At 41.9% G+C, this 17,181-nt stretch carries 17 protein-coding genes; 9 read left to right on the top strand and 8 right to left on the bottom strand.

All coding sequences use genetic code 11. The features are described 5' to 3' along the window. Positions 1 to 95 precede the first annotated feature (95 nt). Positions 96 to 1,490: an MATE family efflux transporter gene (locus ACOOFG_RS05410; RefSeq protein ID WP_420422620.1), complete on the top strand. Its 1,395-nt coding sequence runs from the start codon at positions 96 to 98 to the stop codon at positions 1,488 to 1,490. A gap of 237 nt (positions 1,491 to 1,727) precedes the next feature. On the opposite strand, the gene ACOOFG_RS05405 is transcribed toward ACOOFG_RS05410, so the two are convergent. The 3 genes from ACOOFG_RS05405 to ACOOFG_RS05395 all read right to left on the bottom strand — a co-directional run bounded on the left by ACOOFG_RS05405 (position 1,728) and on the right by ACOOFG_RS05395 (position 6,997). Next, positions 1,728 to 2,093: an SH2 domain-containing protein gene (locus ACOOFG_RS05405; RefSeq protein ID WP_420422619.1), complete on the bottom strand. Its 366-nt coding sequence runs from the start codon at positions 2,091 to 2,093 to the stop codon at positions 1,728 to 1,730. Between the two features lie 93 nt (positions 2,094 to 2,186). Then, positions 2,187 to 5,678, bottom strand: coding sequence for a peptide ABC transporter substrate-binding protein (locus tag ACOOFG_RS05400; RefSeq protein ID WP_420422618.1), 3,492 nt, complete (start codon positions 5,676 to 5,678; stop codon positions 2,187 to 2,189). A 209-nt stretch (positions 5,679 to 5,887) separates the two neighbouring features. Beyond that, entirely contained in the window at positions 5,888 to 6,997 is a 1,110-nt protein-coding gene (locus ACOOFG_RS05395) for a D-alanine--D-alanine ligase family protein (RefSeq protein WP_420422617.1), read from the bottom strand. A 51-nt stretch (positions 6,998 to 7,048) separates the two neighbouring features. On the opposite strand from ACOOFG_RS05395, the gene ACOOFG_RS05390 reads away from it, so the two are divergent. The 5 genes from ACOOFG_RS05390 to ACOOFG_RS05370 all read left to right on the top strand — a co-directional run bounded on the left by ACOOFG_RS05390 (position 7,049) and on the right by ACOOFG_RS05370 (position 10,198). Continuing rightward, the gene (locus tag ACOOFG_RS05390; protein ID WP_420422616.1) at positions 7,049 to 8,092 is read left to right on the top strand and encodes a SprT-like domain-containing protein; all 1,044 of its coding nucleotides are present in this window, start codon (positions 7,049 to 7,051) and stop codon (positions 8,090 to 8,092) included. Between the two features lie 298 nt (positions 8,093 to 8,390). Continuing rightward, positions 8,391 to 8,660, top strand: a complete 270-nt coding sequence (locus ACOOFG_RS05385) for a hypothetical protein (protein ID WP_420422615.1) — start codon at positions 8,391 to 8,393, stop codon at positions 8,658 to 8,660. Positions 8,661 to 8,723: 63 nt separating this feature from the next. Continuing rightward, positions 8,724 to 9,140 (top strand): peptide chain release factor family protein, encoded by a 417-nt coding sequence (locus ACOOFG_RS05380; RefSeq protein WP_420422671.1) that lies wholly within the window; start codon positions 8,724 to 8,726, stop codon positions 9,138 to 9,140. Next, positions 9,133 to 9,735 carry a DUF924 family protein gene (locus tag ACOOFG_RS05375; protein WP_420422614.1) on the top strand — a complete coding sequence of 201 codons (603 nt, stop codon included), beginning with the start codon at positions 9,133 to 9,135 and terminating at the stop codon, positions 9,733 to 9,735. Before ACOOFG_RS05380 ends, ACOOFG_RS05375 begins: the two co-directional genes overlap by 8 nt. A gap of 49 nt (positions 9,736 to 9,784) precedes the next feature. Then, positions 9,785 to 10,198, top strand: coding sequence for a PPC domain-containing DNA-binding protein (locus ACOOFG_RS05370; RefSeq protein WP_420422613.1), 414 nt, complete (start codon positions 9,785 to 9,787; stop codon positions 10,196 to 10,198). On the opposite strand, the gene ACOOFG_RS05365 is transcribed toward ACOOFG_RS05370, so the two are convergent. Genes ACOOFG_RS05365 through ACOOFG_RS05345 form a run of 5 tightly spaced genes read right to left on the bottom strand, consistent with a single transcriptional unit; the run spans position 10,158 to position 14,372 of the window. Next, on the bottom strand, positions 10,158 to 11,351 hold the full coding sequence (locus ACOOFG_RS05365) for an LL-diaminopimelate aminotransferase (protein ID WP_420422612.1): 1,194 nt from the start codon (positions 11,349 to 11,351) through the stop codon (positions 10,158 to 10,160). The genes ACOOFG_RS05370 and ACOOFG_RS05365 overlap by 41 nt on opposite strands. Next, on the bottom strand, positions 11,344 to 12,369 hold the full coding sequence (gene asd, locus ACOOFG_RS05360; protein ID WP_420422611.1) for an aspartate-semialdehyde dehydrogenase: 1,026 nt from the start codon (positions 12,367 to 12,369) through the stop codon (positions 11,344 to 11,346). The genes ACOOFG_RS05365 and asd overlap by 8 nt, the downstream gene beginning before the upstream one ends. Then, on the bottom strand, positions 12,362 to 13,249 hold the full coding sequence (gene dapA / locus ACOOFG_RS05355) for a 4-hydroxy-tetrahydrodipicolinate synthase (protein ID WP_420422610.1): 888 nt from the start codon (positions 13,247 to 13,249) through the stop codon (positions 12,362 to 12,364). Before dapA ends, asd begins: the two co-directional genes overlap by 8 nt. After that, positions 13,177 to 13,890 (bottom strand): 4-hydroxy-tetrahydrodipicolinate reductase, encoded by a 714-nt coding sequence (locus tag ACOOFG_RS05350; RefSeq protein WP_420422609.1) that lies wholly within the window; start codon positions 13,888 to 13,890, stop codon positions 13,177 to 13,179. Before ACOOFG_RS05350 ends, dapA begins: the two co-directional genes overlap by 73 nt. Further along, entirely contained in the window at positions 13,890 to 14,372 is a 483-nt protein-coding gene (locus ACOOFG_RS05345; protein ID WP_420422608.1) for a peptidylprolyl isomerase, read from the bottom strand. Before ACOOFG_RS05345 ends, ACOOFG_RS05350 begins: the two co-directional genes overlap by 1 nt. 128 nt (positions 14,373 to 14,500) lie before the next feature. On the opposite strand from ACOOFG_RS05345, the gene ACOOFG_RS05340 reads away from it, so the two are divergent. The 3 genes from ACOOFG_RS05340 (at position 14,501) to ACOOFG_RS05330 (ending at position 17,165) form a co-directional block, all read left to right on the top strand. After that, positions 14,501 to 15,181 (top strand): hypothetical protein, encoded by a 681-nt coding sequence (locus ACOOFG_RS05340; RefSeq protein WP_420422607.1) that lies wholly within the window; start codon positions 14,501 to 14,503, stop codon positions 15,179 to 15,181. Beyond that, positions 15,178 to 15,876, top strand: a complete 699-nt coding sequence (locus tag ACOOFG_RS05335) for an SDR family oxidoreductase (RefSeq protein ID WP_420422606.1) — start codon at positions 15,178 to 15,180, stop codon at positions 15,874 to 15,876. The genes ACOOFG_RS05340 and ACOOFG_RS05335 overlap by 4 nt, the downstream gene beginning before the upstream one ends. A gap of 203 nt (positions 15,877 to 16,079) precedes the next feature. Continuing rightward, the gene (locus ACOOFG_RS05330) at positions 16,080 to 17,165 is read left to right on the top strand and encodes an esterase/lipase family protein (RefSeq protein WP_420422605.1); all 1,086 of its coding nucleotides are present in this window, start codon (positions 16,080 to 16,082) and stop codon (positions 17,163 to 17,165) included. The last annotated feature ends 16 nt before the right edge of the window (positions 17,166 to 17,181 follow it).

Genomic DNA, 17,181 nt, shown 5'->3' with positions numbered 1-17,181 from the left:
AAATATTTCTCGCGGAAAATTAACAATACTGTTAAGTTTCAAAAATCATCTAGCTTAGCGATGTTAAAAGATTTTGAATTTTACGTGAAGCTCAAATGACGACTTCAGAGAGTCTCGAACCTCAAATTAGTCCATTATCCCGCCATCCTCTAGGAAGCTTTAGGGAACTTCTTACCCTCTCCACCCCCCTAGTCTTTTCTTGCTTATCTGCAAGTCTTCTAGGATTTTGCGACCGACTTTTCCTTTCCCACTACTCATTAGACGCTTGGAATGCAGCCTCTACGAGCGGCTATATTGCCTTTCTCTACCAGATGATGCTTTCTGTCATTGCCATGATCGCTCAAAGCTTTATTGCACAACATATTGGAGCCAAACGTCCCTCAAGGGTTGGCCCCATCGTCTGGCAAATGATTTGGTTTGCCTTTCTCTCGATGCTTATCACCTACCCTTCCAGCTTTTTTGCTGAAATATATTTTAGGGGAACAGAAATTGAAGCCCCAGCCCTCGCCTATTTTCGACCAATGGCCCTCTTCAACTTTCTCTTTCCTCTGAACGCCGCCTTAACAGCTTTTTTCATTGGAAGAGGTAAAACCCGCATCATCTTCTACTCGAATATCTCTATTCAGCTGATGAATATTGTCTTAGACTACCTTTTGATCTATGGTGTCGGCTCTATCGTCCCCCCTATGGGAACCTTTGGAGCGGCTCTAGCCACAATTATTTCAGAAGCGACCCTTTGCCTCATTCTCTTCTCGAAATTTTCACGCCCCGAATACATTCCTATCTACAATACACATCAACGAAAGCTCAACTTCTCACTTCTCAAAGAAATGCTGAAAGTAGGGGTTCCTCGTTCCATCGGCCGAGGAATGGCTATTTCTGCCTGGTCTTTTGCCGCACACCTTCTCGTCATGAAGGGGGGCATCCACCTCCTCGTTTTGACTCTTGGAACCTCCCTATTTATGATCTTCACGTTCATTAATGAAGGGGTTTGCCAAGCTCTCACGACAGTCGCTTCTCATATTCTCGGGGCAAAAGAAGAAAAAGCTATTTCAAGACTCATGCGCTCTGCATTTCAAGTCTTAGCTCTCTCAATGCTCCTCCTCAGCATCCCTCTAATTTTAATGCGAGAGCAGGTGATTTCTCTGTTTATCTCAGATCCCCTTCCCTACGGTACATTTGAATTGCTCAAGAAAACCTGTATTTTTGCTTGGATTGCCTGCTTGGCGAATGGAATTAATTTCATTGGGGCAAGCTTCATCACAGCCTCTAGGGACACCTTCTTTTATGCCTGTATCATCACCATGAACTGGATCACCATCTGCGTGCCTGTTTACCTGATTATCGGCCGTTTTGGAGCCTCTCCTGAGTACTTTTTCACAATTGACTCTGTTAATACCATCCTTTTTGGAATCATCTACTTTTTGCGCTTCCGCAAAGGACTCTGGAAGAAACATCTTCTCAGCCTTCATCATCCGATCGAAGCTTAATTCAAATCAAGTTGCTGTTATACCTAGCATCTCCTCTTTAGTATTGTAATTATAAAAATCCCAGTTTTTCATTATTGCCAGGCAAAAATTGTGCTTAAGAGCATACTTATAGAAAGGAGCTCCTGTAGCTCGGATATGAGACTATAAGGTGTACATGGTTTGAAAGTTAGGAGCTTAAAAAAAAAGCTATCCATACTTGGATAGCTTTAGAAGTCTATTAACTTTTGCCTATCGAAATTAGGCGAGGGGCTTGCAAACAGATGCAGAGCACTGGAGGCAACTAGGAACGAGTAAATCTAGTGTTGGAAAGGATAAACCTTGTCCGTTTTTCACAACCCAGTCTCCTCGATCAATGATCACACGTACGTTTTTATGTTTAACAGTGTGATCTGAACTCACATAGGAAAGGAAAAAATGGCACTCATCCATTCCTTCTGAAACAATATAAGTAAAAGGGGAATTCCCTTTTAATAGGGCTGCTGCTTCACAAAGTGAGGCATTGCCTCTCCATGAAGCATGGCTTTTTATCGCATCAATTAGCTGCTGCTTCTTGCTTACAAATGGGGTTTTAAACCTTAATCTTGTACGAGAAAAAGTTAACATTTCAAACCTCCGGCTTAAAGTCCGCATTTTTCTTCTCTATCATTAAGAATCTCCTGGAATCATAAAGAAGATATTAATTATTTGCAAACTTTTTTAATTTGTGAGTGTAGATAGTGAAGTTTGTGTGAAATCGTAGTGCCCATCTTGAGAAAAAGTATTGGAGTGAATCTCCAGACGTGGGTTTTTAGCAAAGCAACTCTTATCATAGCTCAATGGAATCACAGGCGACTCCTTCAGAAGGATTCCTTCAGCTTCGGCTAAGTATTGAAGCCGCAGCTCGGTGTCTTTTTCCTGATCAGAAAGTCGTAGTAACTTTTGAAACTCTGGATTTTCCCAGCGAGAAAAGTTAATCCCCTCCTCTCGGTACTTAAAGGCATTGAGGGTGTAGATGGGATCTTTGAACCAGGAGTGCCATTTGAGCATCCCCACTTGGTAGCGGCCAGTCGTCATTTGGGAGAAAAAGTTGCGCCATTCGTAGCTTTCGAGTCGTGACTTGATTCCTAAGACTTCTTCCCACTGGCTTTTAATCGATTCTACAATCTGGTTTCTGACCTGGCTTTCATGGCTATAAATGAGGGTAATGACAGGGATATCTTCTTTTTTGATATTAAGCTCTTTCAAAGCTTGCTTGAAGTAAGCTCTTGCTTGCTCTGCATCTTCTTTAATTGTCGCATCAGAATCGAGATGCTGCGTAATATGGCGCGGCAGAACTGTGTACGATGGATCATTCGAAACAAAATAAGATTTGAAGATTTCATTGCGATTAAGAGCTGATGCTAGAGCTCGTCTCATATTGACGTTTGTAAAGGGAAATTGGTCGGTGTTTAAGCAAAGCCAAAACAAGACTCCTGAATCTTGAGAATAAATCTCTTGATTTCTCAAATCATCCCAATAGCGGTCAAGAGGATTGAAAGGAACGCCAACATAGTCGACCTCCTGCTTTTTAAACATATCGAGAATGGCGCGATCTTTCGTCTTATTGATCAGAACTTGATCAAAGAAGATTTTTTCATTGCGCCAATAGTAGGGATTTCTCTCCATTTCGCAGTTATACATGGGGCGATTTGCTCGTAGCTTGAAGGGGCCATTACAAATAAAATGATGATCTTTTTGGGTCGACCAGTTGGGATGCATCTTTTCGATACGGTGATTGATAGGAGAATAAAGGGTGTGGGCTGTCAATTCGATGAAATAAGGCGCTTGATATTCAAGGTCGACCACAAGAGTGCGATCATCTGTCGCTTTCACTCCGACTTCATCTAAAGAAACTAGGCCATCTTTTGCATCTTTTGCATTTCGAATCGGTCGGAAAAGAGACGTAAAAGGAGTTGAAAAGCTTGGAGAGAGAATCTTTTTCCAAGCATACTCGAAATCATAAGCCACAAGAGGAGAACCATCGGACCAGAAGGATTCACGAATTTTGAAGGTGTAACGGAGTTTGTCATCAGATAAAGTATAGCTTTCTGCACTGGCACATTCCGGAGCTCCATCGAGACCTCGTCTCATCAACCCTTCAAATAGGAGTTTGATAAACACACTCGACTCGAGATCCCCTCCTATACGAGGATCGAGACAAACGTCATAAGTTGTTGCCAATCGAAGCACTTTGAGTTTTTGGCGACTGGAGGCCCATTTTTCAAGCCCCGCTCGCACTGCAACAGCAAATTGTTGAGCTTTTTCCTCTGTTGGAGTTGAGAGGTAATAGCCAAGGTAATGTGACCCTTCAAAAGATAAGATACTCGAAACGATTGAGCGATCATAAATTCCAGCTGATTTGAGCTCTTCTTCAACAATCGTGCGATAGTCGGGCTCACTGGCTCGCATCACAGCAAACTTTCCCCCATCTGTTTGTTCGATGTCCAAATCGTAGTCGGCCTTCTTGGGAAACTCTTTATCAGCTAGACCCAAGAACAAATCAAAGAAAAAACTCAGGCAATTGAGAGAGATGGTTGCCTGGGCTTCGATCGGGTTCAAGGAGTAAAAAAAGTTTTCCAATAGTTCTTGGTTTCTGGCTGAAAGATCTTGGAAAAGTCGCTTGAATTGGGCGAGAAGCTCTCCTTGTTTTAGGATCATTCCTCCATTGTAATCTCGAAGCTCACCAAGTTGCCTAGTCAAAAACGTGACAACTTCTTGACGGGCTAGATAGAGATTCACAGAAAAGTCCATGCGCAAAAAGATCGGCAGCTTAGCAATCTGAAGTCGGAACACGTTGGCTTCAATGGGGTGATCTTTATCCAGATAGCGAACATTTTGTACTCGGTCGGGAATGTACCGGATCTTAGGATCGACATCGTCTAAGAGCTCTTCTAATGTGCGCGAATTTTGGTCTTTCACTCTGAGTAAAACAACTGTAAAGATGAGGTCTTCTTGCGAGTGTTGATCAAAGGAAATCATCATTTGGGGAAGATCCCCTTTTCTTTTCAATTCCTGGCTCAAAAGGAGGATATTTCGCATGATCTCTTCTTCGTTGCGAACCATGAACAGTGAGGGAACAAGGTGCTCAATGCGCTTACTCAGTTCATCTGTCAAATGTTCTCGAAGAGTCCTTACTTCTCTTGGAAAAAAGCGAGAGCCATCTTCTTTTTCAAGTTCAACATAGATTGTCACAATTGGACTCTGTGATGGCTGAAATCGGTGGAAGGAGCCTGAAACAAGGCGCATGTGAGGAAAAAACTTCTGAACAGAGAGAAGAATGTGTTTTTCTTCAAAGAATTCGAATTGATGAAAGAAGTTCAGGCCAATGACCATGCCTAAAACAGGTTTCTTTCCAAATGCAAAACTAAGTTTTGTCTGGATAAACCGGAGAATCATATGCCTTTTTTCTGGCAAGGTTCGGAGCTCTCGCTCCAGCCGATTTCGAATCAAATACATCGATGTGATCATCCGGGTCAGATGAGGAAAAGAACGCTGATCTTTGAATTCGTCAGAGGTATATGCTTGAGCAAATGCAAAGCGGTGGAGAATTTGATCGTCAAATTCGTCAGGAAAGCGGTGTATGAGGCGAAGTAAACTTTCTCTGACGAGAAAAGCCTTTCGGTCAATAGGAAGGGCTTTTGTCTCTAAAATAGACTTAGCATAACTTCCCGAGGTGACCGCACTGAGAATTTCCTTTTGCAGTAGAGGAAGGTTCATTTTAATCAGGTTATGCTCTTTGGCAGATTTGACTAAAATCTGAGCCTCTCCCACAAAGAACGGTTCTTTTAAATAATGCTCAAAGTAGAACTGCATGTGATGAAATGACGAAATTGTCGTTTCTGAGTGAGGAATGAGCCACCTTTTGATCATTTCTTGAAGAAAGGTCTCCGTTGGTAAAGAGCACAAGGGTTTGGAAAAGAATCTGACAGTGACAATCGAGGGAGCAGGCTCGCATTCCGTATAGGTAAAAATAGGCAGTGATTTCTTAAGCCACTCCTCTAACCCCTTCTGATCATTAAAAGGCATGGGTTTAGGAAGCACATGCAAGAGAGTCCGTTTGGTTTGAGCTAAGAGCTCTTTGACCCCCTCATTGCGCTGATAAAAAGAAAAAACCGGGCAAATATCTAAATCTTCGGGAGAAGAAATCTCAAAAGACTTTGTAGTTTCCACCTTTAACCCATTTAAAACTCAATTATCAAGCTCAAGAAAATTCAAAAGTTTGACTTTTAACATCGTCAGTTTTCCCTGCTTTTTTATTTCTTCTTCTCACTCCGTGTCTCATCAACACTGCAGCTCTCCTCATAAACAAAAAGGCAGGCTTCCTTGGTAAAATTCAGACTTTTGAATTTTCATGAGCATAATTGTATTCTAACAAGGTATTAATTGGAAGCACAGGAAACGATGTTCACATCTGTTCGTAAAGCTGCTTTTCGCTTATGTCGCTTAAGTGCAAGCACTATGAGTCGATCAATTAGATCGGGATAAGGAATACCACTGATCTCCCATAGTTTGGGATAAAGACTAATCGTCGTAAAACCCGGGATGGTATTAAGCTCATTTAAAAAGAGTTTTCCATCTTTTCTAAGAAAAAAATCCACCCGCGCCATGTCGTCGCATTCAAGGAGGTGAAAAGCTTGGATTGCAAGTTTTTGAATACTGTCGACAGTCTCTGCCTCTAGCTCGGCCGGAAGTTTGAAATGCGCGCCATCCTCATCTAGATATTTCGCTTCATAGGAATAAAATTCATGCTGAGGAATGATCTCACCAGGAAGAGAAACGATGGGCTCAAGGTCGCCTAAAACAGAGCATTCAATCTCACGCCCCTCAATAAATTCTTCAAGGATCACTTTTTCATCATAGAGAAACGCTTCTTCAATCGCTTCTAGAACCTCTTCTTCTCTATGAACCTTATTGATTCCTACGGATGAGCCATTATTTGCTGGTTTAACGAATAAAGGAAGCCCAAGTTCCTTTACAATTGAAGGAATATCGATTGTGTCATGTAATTTGAAGCATTGAAAGGCGGGGATGGGAAGTTTGGCGTCTCGTAAAAGTTTTTTAGCAATCACTTTATCCATGCAGAGAGCCGACCCCAAGACATCGGACCCAACGCAAGGTAAGTTTGCTAGCTTCACAAGTCCTTGAACTGTTCCATCTTCGCCATAGGGTCCATGAAGGGCGGGAAAAATAACATCAAGGGATTCTCTTAGAACGCAGGGGGAAAAAAACATATCTTTTGCTGCAATGCCTTGAGGAATGAGATGCCCTTCTTTCCCTTCAAAAGCGGGAAGTTTATCCCTTTCAAAAGGCAAGAAAAATTGCTCACGGGTGAGGAAAAACCAACTCCCCTGCTTATCAATTCCGATTGGAATAACGTCATATTTTTCAGTGTCTATATTTTGGATGATGCTTCGAGCCGATTGAAGTGAAACTTCGTGCTCAGTCGATTGCCCTCCAAAAAGGACGCCTACGCGGATTTTCTTTGCCATATCAAATGCTCCTCATTATTATTCTATCTACATTTGAAAGTTTATGGAAAGATGAATCTCCTCTACTCTGAAACCCTTCTTCTTTTTCTCAAAAAGGTGAAAAAGGAAGCACGCACCATTATTCAAAAAGAAATGGCTTTAAAGTGTGGTCCACGTCGATTTTGGGTGGGAAATGTGGGTTATCCTCTGCATTTCGTCGCTTTTGATCATCCCAGCAAAATGGGATATTTCGATCCTGAAATGTACGAAATTGGTGTGAACAAGTGCTTTTTGTTTGAGACTGATGAAAACCTCAAAGATCTTTTACGTCACGAACTCGCTCATTATTTAACTTTTATCACGCACGGCTCATCGGTCTCGCCTCATGGAAGAGAATTCCGGGAAATTTGCAGTCTTTATGGATGGAAAACTGAAGTCACGCGCGCAACTGTTTCATCTGAAAAACGACAAAAAAGTTTGCGCATTGCTGAAAAAATTCAAAAGCTCTTTTCATTAAGTCAAAGCCATAATCTTCACGAAGCTGAGCTTGCCCTTTGCAAAGCACGAGAACTCCTTCTGAAATACCATCAAACGCACATGACGCAAGATTCAGAGGAAATGGAAATTCATCGCCTTACCAAGCAGAAAAGGGCTTCTACTAAGTTGCAAACCATTGCTTCGATTCTCAAACACTTTTTCGTCTATCCCGTTTTCAATCATGGAAAAGGATGCGTCTATCTAGAGATTTTTGGCTCCCCTGTCAATATTGAGATTGCGACTTATGTCGGCCATTTTTTAGAACGAGAGCTGGAAATTCTTTGGAAAAACTCCAACTTGAAGGGATTAAGAGCCAAAAATTCGTTTTTTCGAGGGATTGCTCATGGTTACGAAAAAAAAATGCAGTCTGTGCCTCAAGATGAAAAAGCCATCATCTCTCTCGAAAATCAACTTGCAATCACTGCAGCAAAGGCTTATCCCCATCTTTCTTCGTCTTTTTCAAGATGCTCGATCGACATGGAAGCCACCCTTTTAGGAAAAGATCGTGGCAGCAAGCTTCAAATCAGGCCCGGGCTGTGCGATAGTTCTTCAAAAACTCATTTGATTGGGCTTAAATAGCCGCATTTTTTTCATCGTAACGTTCAAATTTAAAAGAGACAGTCTTTTGAGCAAATAATACTAAATATGCGCTCATAAATTTCCCTGAAAAGCCTTGAGATTGAGCATACTGCTAAAAAGTATATAAAAATTACACAAAAAGCATCTATTTATTTTAAAAATAATAATTTAACGCATGTAACTTAGAGACATATGCTTTCTTGAAAGAATTGTTTTTACTTGAAAAAAACACTATAGGGGAGTAATATTTGGTGAAATTTTTTAAACACTTTCAATTTTTTTAACAGGGAAAGGACTTATGAAAAAGGCAACAGTACTAGCTCTAGCAGCATTTTCACTAGCTGGATACCAAGCTTTCGCTCAAGAAGAAGTAGAAGCTGATGAGCCAGCAACTACTGTTGAAGTGGAAGCTGAAGCCACGGAGACGACTGTAAGTTTCAACGGTTTCAAAATTTACTTCAATGAGTCGGAAGAAAATGAGCAATCACTTGCTATGACTGATGAGTCTGAAGAAGAGGCTGCCCTTGCTCTTAATGAAGAGACTGAAGAAGAAGCTTCTCTTGCTTAATTTTCTTCTTTTTGTTTCTTTAAGGAGCGAATGAAATATTCGCTCCTTTTTTTTGGTTTGACGATGCCTATACGAAAAGAAAAGCTTGATGCCCTCCATGAAAGAATGGAAGAACTTGGAATTCGAGAAGAGGATCTAATCGAAAAGTTCATTCTAGGCTCTGGGAAGGGAGGACAAAAAGTGAATAAAACAGCTTCTTGTGTCTATCTCAAACACATTCCAACCCAAATCGAAGTGAAATGTCAGCAAGACCGATCGCGCGAAATGAATCGTTTTTTGGCTCGTCGAGAACTCTGTGAACAGATCGCTTCAAAAATCCATCAAGAAAAAACAGCAAAACAGCAGCTTATCGAAAAAATCAGAAGACAGAAAAAAAAGCGCTCTAAAAGAGCAAAAGAAAAAATGCTGAAAGAAAAGAAAAAGCGATCAGAAATCAAATCACATCGCTCTGCTCCAACTCATGAGGAAAACTATGACTAACACAGTCGAAAATATTCACCGTTTTTGGTTTGGCGTACTCAAAGGACCCGAAGATATGCCGCGAGAAAAAGTGACGTTTTGGTTCATGAAAAACGAACACACCGATGAATACATTCGTGATGCTTATCATGCAATCTTGAGTGATGCGATCTCAGGCCAATTTGACTTTTGGAAAAACACTCCTCGTGGTTACCTTTGCCTCATTTTAGTTTTGGATCAATTTCCAAGACACATTCACAGGGGCAAACCGGGAGCCTTTGCTCAAGACCCCCTAGCTTTAGAGCTTGTCTTACAGGGGCTAGAAGATAAAATTGATCAAAACCTCTTTCCGATCGAGCGATGTTTTTTCTATATGCCTATGCAACATAGTGAAGACCTCTCCATTCAAGAGCAGTCGGTAGAACTCTACGCCAAGCTCGCTGAAGAAGTTCACGAAAGTATCAAACCTTCCTTTCAAGAATTTCATAAATATGCCAAGATGCACCTAGATGTGATTAAGGAGTTTGGCCGTTTTCCTCACCGGAATGCCATCTTAGATCGAGAATCAACTCCAGAAGAAGCAGCCTTCTTAAAACAACCAGGCTCTTCATTTTAACCCTAACTAAGGGCAAAAGCTATGCATTATGCAGATTTTTCGAGGGGGTTTGTCCTCAACATTTGATCGAGGCGAAAAGTTTCACGAGACAATGCTTAAATTCTTCGAACAAAAACGTTTTGCAAGCGGTTTTTATCAAGGAATCGGAGCTCTAATGGACATCGATATGGGCGCCTTTGACCTCAAAAAAAATGCCTATAATTCCATCCCCCTTAAAGGAGAATACGAACTGATTATGGCTATGGGAAATATTTCTCTATATGAGGGAAAACCCTTTGCACACACACATGTTTGTTTGGGTGATCCTAAAGGGCAAACTTTTTCTGGTCATCTTTTTGAAGCAACGGTAGCAGTTACAGCTGAAATTTTTCTCTTGCCCATCGATATTGCGATTCTCAGGAAAGATCATCCCGAGCTCGACTTTAAGTCGTTAGACTTACCCCACCACTTTGTAGAACACTAATCGCAGCATCGATTTGCTCTTCATGCGCAAAAGCGCTGAGTCGTATGAAATGCTCCCCTGATGGACCAAATCCCTTCCCAGGCGTCACGATGAGATTTCTCTCCTCTAAAAACTCTTGAAAGACATCCCAAGAATCACGCCCTGGAAACTCCACCCAAAGATATGGAGCATTCTTTCCACCATAAACGCTATGGCCTAACTGTTTAAAAGCCGTCAAGAGCTTTTGCGCATTTGCACGATAGATGTCTAAGATTGCTTGAACTTCCTTCCAGCCTTCTTCTTCGAGCGCAGCAATTCCAGCTTGTTGAACGACAAATGACGTTCCATTGTAAATCGTGGTACTCTGTCGCATCCAATCGTTCCAAACTAGATCCCCTTCATCATATTTTAAAGCTTTTGGAACAACTGTCCAACCTAAGCGCACACCTGAAAAACCCGCCATTTTTGAAAAAGAGCCAACTTCAATGGCAACCTTTTCTGCTCCAGGAATCTCGTAGATGGTTTTTGGAAGTGATGGATCTGTGATAAAGGAGGCATAGGCCACATCAAAAATAATAATCGCATGATGTTCCAGTGCATAATCGACCAGCTTGGCTAATTGCTCATGGGTGTAGGCGTGCCCGATCGGATTGTTTGGGTGACAGATATAAATGAGATCATGAGGAGGAAGCTCTCTAAAGTCGGGGAAAAAGTTGGTTTCAGGTAGACACGGCATGAATGTTAAGGTCTCCCCTCCCTGCAAAATGCTCCCTTCTAAGTAGACTGGATAGGCCGGATCTTGGACCGCAACTTTTGCCTGCCCTCCAAAAAGCATTTGAAGACGTCCAATGTCACATTTAGCTCCATCTGAGATGAACACTTCGCTTGGATCAATCTGGTTTGGATAAAAGCGGTCACAAATCTTTTTGCAAAGTGCTTCAAGCCCTTGTTCCTTTCCATATCCATGATACCCTTCAGTCGTTGCCAAAGCAGCCGCAGCACGCTCCATTTGCCGTGCAATGTAAGATGGAAGGGGTTTAACCGTGTCTCCAATTCCTAAGCTAATGAGGCTTGTTGTTGGATTTTCCTCTAAAAAGAGATTTTTGCGACGTTGAATTTCTGGGAAGAGGTAATTTTCGGGTAGCTTTTGAAAAACCGGGCGTCTTTTAACCATGAAGATATCCTTTTTGAAGAGCAAGTTCAGCGCATAAAATACTGCCCCCGGCAGCACCACGCACTAAATTATGCGAAAGTGCGGTAAATCGAAGATCAAAAACAGCGCAAGTACGCAGTCGACCAATGGCGACACTCATCCCTCCTTCGAGGTCTTTGTCGAGAAGAGGTTGAGGACGATTGACGTCTTCAAAGATGTGCAAAGGCTTTTGAGGAGCTGAAGGAAGAGATAAAGAAGGAAAGCTGTCTAGCTCATGATAAACACTTTCTAAATCGACAGGTTTTTCAAACTGAGCTGAAACACAAGCTAAATGCCCCGAGCAAACCGGAACCCGGTTACAATGCGAAGAAAAGGTCATACGCTCGGCTGGGAAAATCTTTCCTTGTTCTAATTTCCCTAAAATCTTGAGAGGTTCTTGCTCTGTCTTTACTTCTTCACCTTCAATAAAAGGAAGAACATTCCCCTCGAGCTCAAAGCGGGCTCCTGCTCCACTCATAGACTGCAGGGTCGTGATGACGGCTTGTTTAAGCTGGTACTTTTGATGCAAGGGAAAGAGAGGAAGCAAAAAACTCTGCAGCGTGCAATTGGGTTTCGCCACAAGAAATCCTTTATCCCACCCCCGAATTTTCTGTTGGGTCGGAATCAAGGCCAGGTGCTCGCCGTTGATTTCTGGGATGATCATCGGGATATCACTGCTTTTGCGATGAATCGACGCATGGGAAAAAACTGCAGAACCTTGACTGGCGAGCTCTAGCTCTAGAGCTTCACCATCTTCGTTGTTCAATGCTGAGAAAATAAGAGGATGCGGAGCAGCGGGCTCCATAACCGTTGCTAGAGTTTTCTCAGAAAAATCCTCTCTCTGACGATCTTTTAGTGCTTCTCCATAAGAGATTCCTTCCCACTTTGGAGAAGCTGTCAGAGATACAATTTCAAAAAGTGGATGGTTTTCAAGCAACTTCACGTAGGTTTGACCGACTGCACCTGTTGCACCCAGAATCCCAACTGAAATCTTACCCATGATGTGCTTTTGTTTGGCTAAGCTTTAATAGCGTTTGCAATCTTTCAATGTTCTCGTTTTTTAGTGGAGCCAAAGGAAGACGACAATGGCCAGCAGCTTTACCTAAGAGCGCCATCATGGTTTTAATCGGAACAGGATTGGTTTCACAAAAACAAGCTTGGAAAAAGGGATAAAGCACATGCTGCTTTTCCCGAGCCTTAGAAAAGTCTCCTTTGAGGGCAGTTTCGACAAATGACACCATTTCTTGAGGTTTGAGGTTTGAAAGAACAGAGACGACTCCCCGCGCTCCCAAAGCAATGAGAGGAAGTGTTAGATTGTCTTCCCCAGAAAGGAAGATAAAGTCTGAAGGAATGTGGTAAAGCATCTCTTGCGCAACTTGAATGCTTCCAGAAGACTCTTTAATCCCGATGATATTGTCGATCTCCACAAGTCGAAGAAGCGTTGAAAGTTCTATAGAGACTCCTGTGCGACTAGGGTTGTTGTACAGGATAAGAGGAATCTTAGAGCTTCCAGCAATAGCTTTAAAGTGTTGGTAGAGGCCCTCTTGCGAAGGTTTATTGTAAGCAGGTGTTGCAACTAAGAGAGCGTCTGCACCGAGATCTGTGGCCATTTCCATCTTGATCAACGATCTTTTGGTCGCACTCTCTCCGATACTCACTAGAAGAGGCACTTTCTTTTGGATCAATTCAGCTGCAGTGCGAATGAGCATTTCATACTCATCCATATCTAATGTTGGAGCTTCGCCTGTTGTCCCTCCAACAAGAATCCCCGAAACACCATTTTCCAACTGAAATCTGATGTTTTCCTTTAGCCCTTCGACATCAAGGGTTTGGTTTTTAAATGGGGTGATGAGCGAGGTAATAACTCCTTCGAGTCGCATAACATGTCCTTCATAAAGTCATCAAAAGTAAACACACCTTTCTTACCTGCCAGCCACTCAGCAACTTGGACTGCACCACGCGCAAATCCCATCCGAGTCGAGGCTCGATGTGTAAGCTCTATGGTATCATCTCCCGAATTAAAAAGAACCTGATGAGTTCCGATAATATCCCCTACCCTTAAACTCGTGAAAGGAACGCCTTCCAATGACCTAGCTGTCCCTGAGGGTGCATCTTTTTTTTGATTGTGATGCATTTCAACCCCAGCCACATCAAAATCAAAGGGTTTTGTCAGCTCCTGGGCATAAAAAACGAGCTTTTTAAAGAGGTAGACTCCAAAGGAAAAGTTAGGAGCATAAAGCATCCCAAATGGGGCTTCTTCTGCCAGCTGACATGCCTCATCATAGTCGGCTTCCCACCCAGTTGTCCCTATGACAACATTTTTTTTGAGTGGGGCAATTTTGCGCAAATTCTCCAAGACAACATCGGGAGCAGTGAAATCAATACAAATATCGACTTCTTCAAAACAAGAGAAGTCATCTCCTTTAGAGGAAACAATCGCTCCAATTTCGTGCCCTCTTTCGACAGCAGCTATTTGGGTCGCGCCTCCCATTTTTCCAAAGCCGATCAGTCCGATTTTCATTAGGTTTTCTTGATGAATAGCTTGACGATCTTTTGAGGTGTGACAGGTTTGTCTTGCATCGAGGTTTCAACTCCTTCAAGCTTCTTCACAACATCTTCACCTTTGACAACTTTGCCAAAAATTGTGTGTTTTTGATTAAGCCATGGGGTCTCAACAGTTGTGATGAAAAATTGGCTTCCATTTGTATCTGGGCCACGATTTGCCATGGCAAGCAAGAACGGACTGTCAAAATTGACACTCTTAGAAAATTCATCTTTGAAGTCCTTGCCCCAGATTGATTCTCCACCGGTCCCGGTTCCTGTTGGGTCGCCACCTTGAATCATAAACTCCTTAATGATGCGATGAAAAATGAGGCCATCATAATATTTCTTTTCTGCTAGCTTCATGAAGTTTTCGCAAGTTTTGGGAGCAATCTCTGGCATCAGTTTGATCTCGATTGTTCCCTGGGTGGTTTCCATAACCATAATGATGTCTTTTGCCATATTGAAACTCCTATTTAACAAACATCCTAGTCTAGAATGGTAATCGATAAAACTCAAGGTTCATTGACCCATAAAATCTGACTTGCTATAGACTGATAAATAATCTTGCTTACGTTAGAGGTGCATGCATGCAACTACTTAAGTTATTTCTCTTATCTTGTCTTTTCATTGCTCCTTTAGTGAGCAAAGAAGAAGAGCCGCCTTCAAAGGTCACTTATGTGTACAAAAAGGAGATCGAAGGTCGAACTTCTGAAACAACCTGGATTCTTCAAGAAAAAGACAAAAACGTCCATATCCAAGGGATCAGTGGAAATGGTGAAACCCTTATTATCACTTCTCCTCCAGTCAACACGCAATGCTTCTCATACCAATCGAAAAACGAAAAAAATGAGTACTACATCCACCGAGATGGTCCCTATCTTTTTGCTAAGCGAAGTGATGGTGAACAAGTCACCCAAAAGGAGTTCAACATTGGAGATGACTTTTGGATCCAGGAATTTGATTTCACCTTCCGTCCCTTTATTCTCTCAACTGCAGACTCCCTTAAATTCTACATTGTCCATCCCACCAAACTTAGCCTCCATCATATGATTGCGACAAAGTCGTCCAGACTAGAGCAAGTTAAAGTCCAGGGAGAAACACACGACGCAATCAAAGTCAAAGTGACCCTAACAGGTTTCAAAAAAATGTTTTGGAAAGCTGAACTTTGGTTTGAGAGAAATACAGGAGATCTTCTAAAATACATGGCAAATGAAGGTCCAAACACACCTATGAGTGTGATTACATTGTTTTCAAAGAAAGAAGAATGACAAAAACAGCACTTATTACAGGAATCAGTCGAGGAATTGGGCAAGGTCTTGTCAAGCACCTGTTAAGCCGTGGCTTTTCAGTGATTGGAACCAGCCAAAATCCAGGAAACATTGCCCCCCAAGAAAACCTCACTGTTGAACCGCTCGACATCCGAGATGATGAGGCCATACAGGCCTTAGCAGCCAAATATGAAAATACCCCTATCGACCTCCTCATTAATAATGCAGGAGTCCTCTATGCCGATAGTCAAATCGGATGGGGAGAAAACCCGACAGAAATTGGAACTCTATCTCGAAAAGGAATGATGCAGACCATTGAAATCAATGCCGTCAGCACAGTCAAAATGACCGAAGCTTTTGTCCCGCATATCGTCAAAAGTGATCTAAAGGTCATTGCAACCATTAGCAGTGGTGCCGGCAGCATTGCAGATAATGTAGCAGGAGGATTTATTGCTTACCGGATGAGTAAAGCCGCTCTCAATATGGGAATGCAGGAGTTCGCAATTAAATTGAAAGATCAAGGAGTTCATGTCCTTCTTCTTCATCCAGGTTGGGTCCAAACACCCATGGGCGGACCGAATGCAATGGTTCCTGTAGAAGAGAGTGTGTTGGGCTTGCTCAAAGTGATAGAAGACTGTCGAGCCTATCCTTCAGGGAGTTTTCACGACTACCAAGGCCAACCTCGCCCTTTCTAACCAAGTATTTCAATTTTGCCACAGAAGCGTAGATAACGAACAAAAAGTTGAGGATATCTTGGAAAATCCTTATATTTATCAAGTTATAATGTCAAAAACCCTGAATCATTACAGTAAAAAGGTTATCAACTAAAAAAACACTTTTTATTTTTTTAAATGCTGAAATCAATTACTATTTTCCAAAAAAAATGGAGAAAAAAACAATGTCAGCATTAATGACTTCAATTTCAAATATTTCTACCCCTGTAAAAGCTTTTTTGAATTTAGAATATTCTCTTGCAGCCTCCAGCTTATCTTTGGGGATAGCCTTACCTATTATTTTATCTTGTCCTATGATGGGTTATTTCTCTGATTCTCATAAGCATTATTCCTGGCAACCTTTTACAAGCGATGAAAAACAAGCTCCTGGACTTTTTGATGATCCGCAAAAAGTCGAAACAGGAGCCCCTTTGATAGATCGCAGGAATCCTCTTCTTTTAATATTCCATCGCTATGTTGCGTTTCTTTCTGATGTGTATACACAAATCATTACAAAGTATGAAGCCTTTCTAGATTGGAAAGGATCTCCTAGTCAGACTTACATCGATCCTTCCTTAACCCAAAGCTATCGTTGGAAAGAGAAAAGTACTGGGCTTTATGTTTTTATCCATGGAATTCACGGACATCCCTCTTGCTGGAACGCATATAAAAAAGCAATTGAAGCTCATGACCCTAACGCAGATGTTTGTCTCATAAAGGTTAATAATGGGGGGGATTGCAGCTTAGAAGAAGCGACCACACCCATTCTTAACTTGTTGAAAAACTATACGACTAAATATCGAGACAAGCCTATTGCTCTTGTTGGAACTTCTAGAGGTGGTCCCATTGTGGCAAGTCTGGAGTTAAAAATGCGAAAACTCGCTCAAAAACCAAAAGTCTATGTTGGAACGATTGCAGGGGCACACCATGGATCATTAATGATGACTCTTCTTAAAATGACTGGTTGTGCTCATCTTTGGTTTTCACCTGAAGTCATAGAAGAGCTTTCATATAAGAGTGATTGCTCTAAAGAACTTTTGGAACAACAACAAAAGAAACTTACAACTAAGCGAAAGTTTCGTAGTTATTGCACAACTGAAGAGTTTCAGATTCAGCCATGTATAAGTGCATTTTCTAGACTTGTTATTGAAACCTCTTCAAAATCAATAGCTAAAGAACGTTTTTACGTTCATGGTTCCGGGCATTTGAGTATTGTCGACCGTGTGCAAACCCACCTCTTGAATGATCTTTTTGAATGGATGAAAAACTAATGCTAGATAGTGAGAG

The organism is Simkania sp. (assembly GCF_965215465.1).
In the GTDB taxonomy this organism is placed as follows: Bacteria; Chlamydiota; Chlamydiia; order Chlamydiales; family Simkaniaceae; genus Simkania.
Note: the sequence above shows the minus strand (reverse complement) of the source record. Positions and strands in the feature narration are given on the sequence as shown.

Coding starts and splice junctions, on each gene's coding strand:
- ACOOFG_RS05410 (WP_420422620.1), top strand. CDS start 96: ATGACGACTTCAGAGAGTCTCGAACCTCAAATTAGTCCATTATCCCGC.
- ACOOFG_RS05405 (WP_420422619.1), bottom strand. CDS start 2,093: ATGTTAACTTTTTCTCGTACAAGATTAAGGTTTAAAACCCCATTTGTA.
- ACOOFG_RS05395 (WP_420422617.1), bottom strand. CDS start 6,997: ATGGCAAAGAAAATCCGCGTAGGCGTCCTTTTTGGAGGGCAATCGACT.
- ACOOFG_RS05390 (WP_420422616.1), top strand. CDS start 7,049: ATGAATCTCCTCTACTCTGAAACCCTTCTTCTTTTTCTCAAAAAGGTG.
- ACOOFG_RS05385 (WP_420422615.1), top strand. CDS start 8,391: ATGAAAAAGGCAACAGTACTAGCTCTAGCAGCATTTTCACTAGCTGGA.
- ACOOFG_RS05380 (WP_420422671.1), top strand. CDS start 8,724: ATGCCTATACGAAAAGAAAAGCTTGATGCCCTCCATGAAAGAATGGAA.
- ACOOFG_RS05375 (WP_420422614.1), top strand. CDS start 9,133: ATGACTAACACAGTCGAAAATATTCACCGTTTTTGGTTTGGCGTACTC.
- ACOOFG_RS05365 (WP_420422612.1), bottom strand. CDS start 11,351: ATGGTTAAAAGACGCCCGGTTTTTCAAAAGCTACCCGAAAATTACCTC.
- asd (WP_420422611.1), bottom strand. CDS start 12,369: ATGGGTAAGATTTCAGTTGGGATTCTGGGTGCAACAGGTGCAGTCGGT.
- dapA (WP_420422610.1), bottom strand. CDS start 13,249: ATGCGACTCGAAGGAGTTATTACCTCGCTCATCACCCCATTTAAAAAC.
- ACOOFG_RS05350 (WP_420422609.1), bottom strand. CDS start 13,890: ATGAAAATCGGACTGATCGGCTTTGGAAAAATGGGAGGCGCGACCCAA.
- ACOOFG_RS05345 (WP_420422608.1), bottom strand. CDS start 14,372: ATGGCAAAAGACATCATTATGGTTATGGAAACCACCCAGGGAACAATC.
- ACOOFG_RS05340 (WP_420422607.1), top strand. CDS start 14,501: ATGCAACTACTTAAGTTATTTCTCTTATCTTGTCTTTTCATTGCTCCT.
- ACOOFG_RS05335 (WP_420422606.1), top strand. CDS start 15,178: ATGACAAAAACAGCACTTATTACAGGAATCAGTCGAGGAATTGGGCAA.
- ACOOFG_RS05330 (WP_420422605.1), top strand. CDS start 16,080: ATGTCAGCATTAATGACTTCAATTTCAAATATTTCTACCCCTGTAAAA.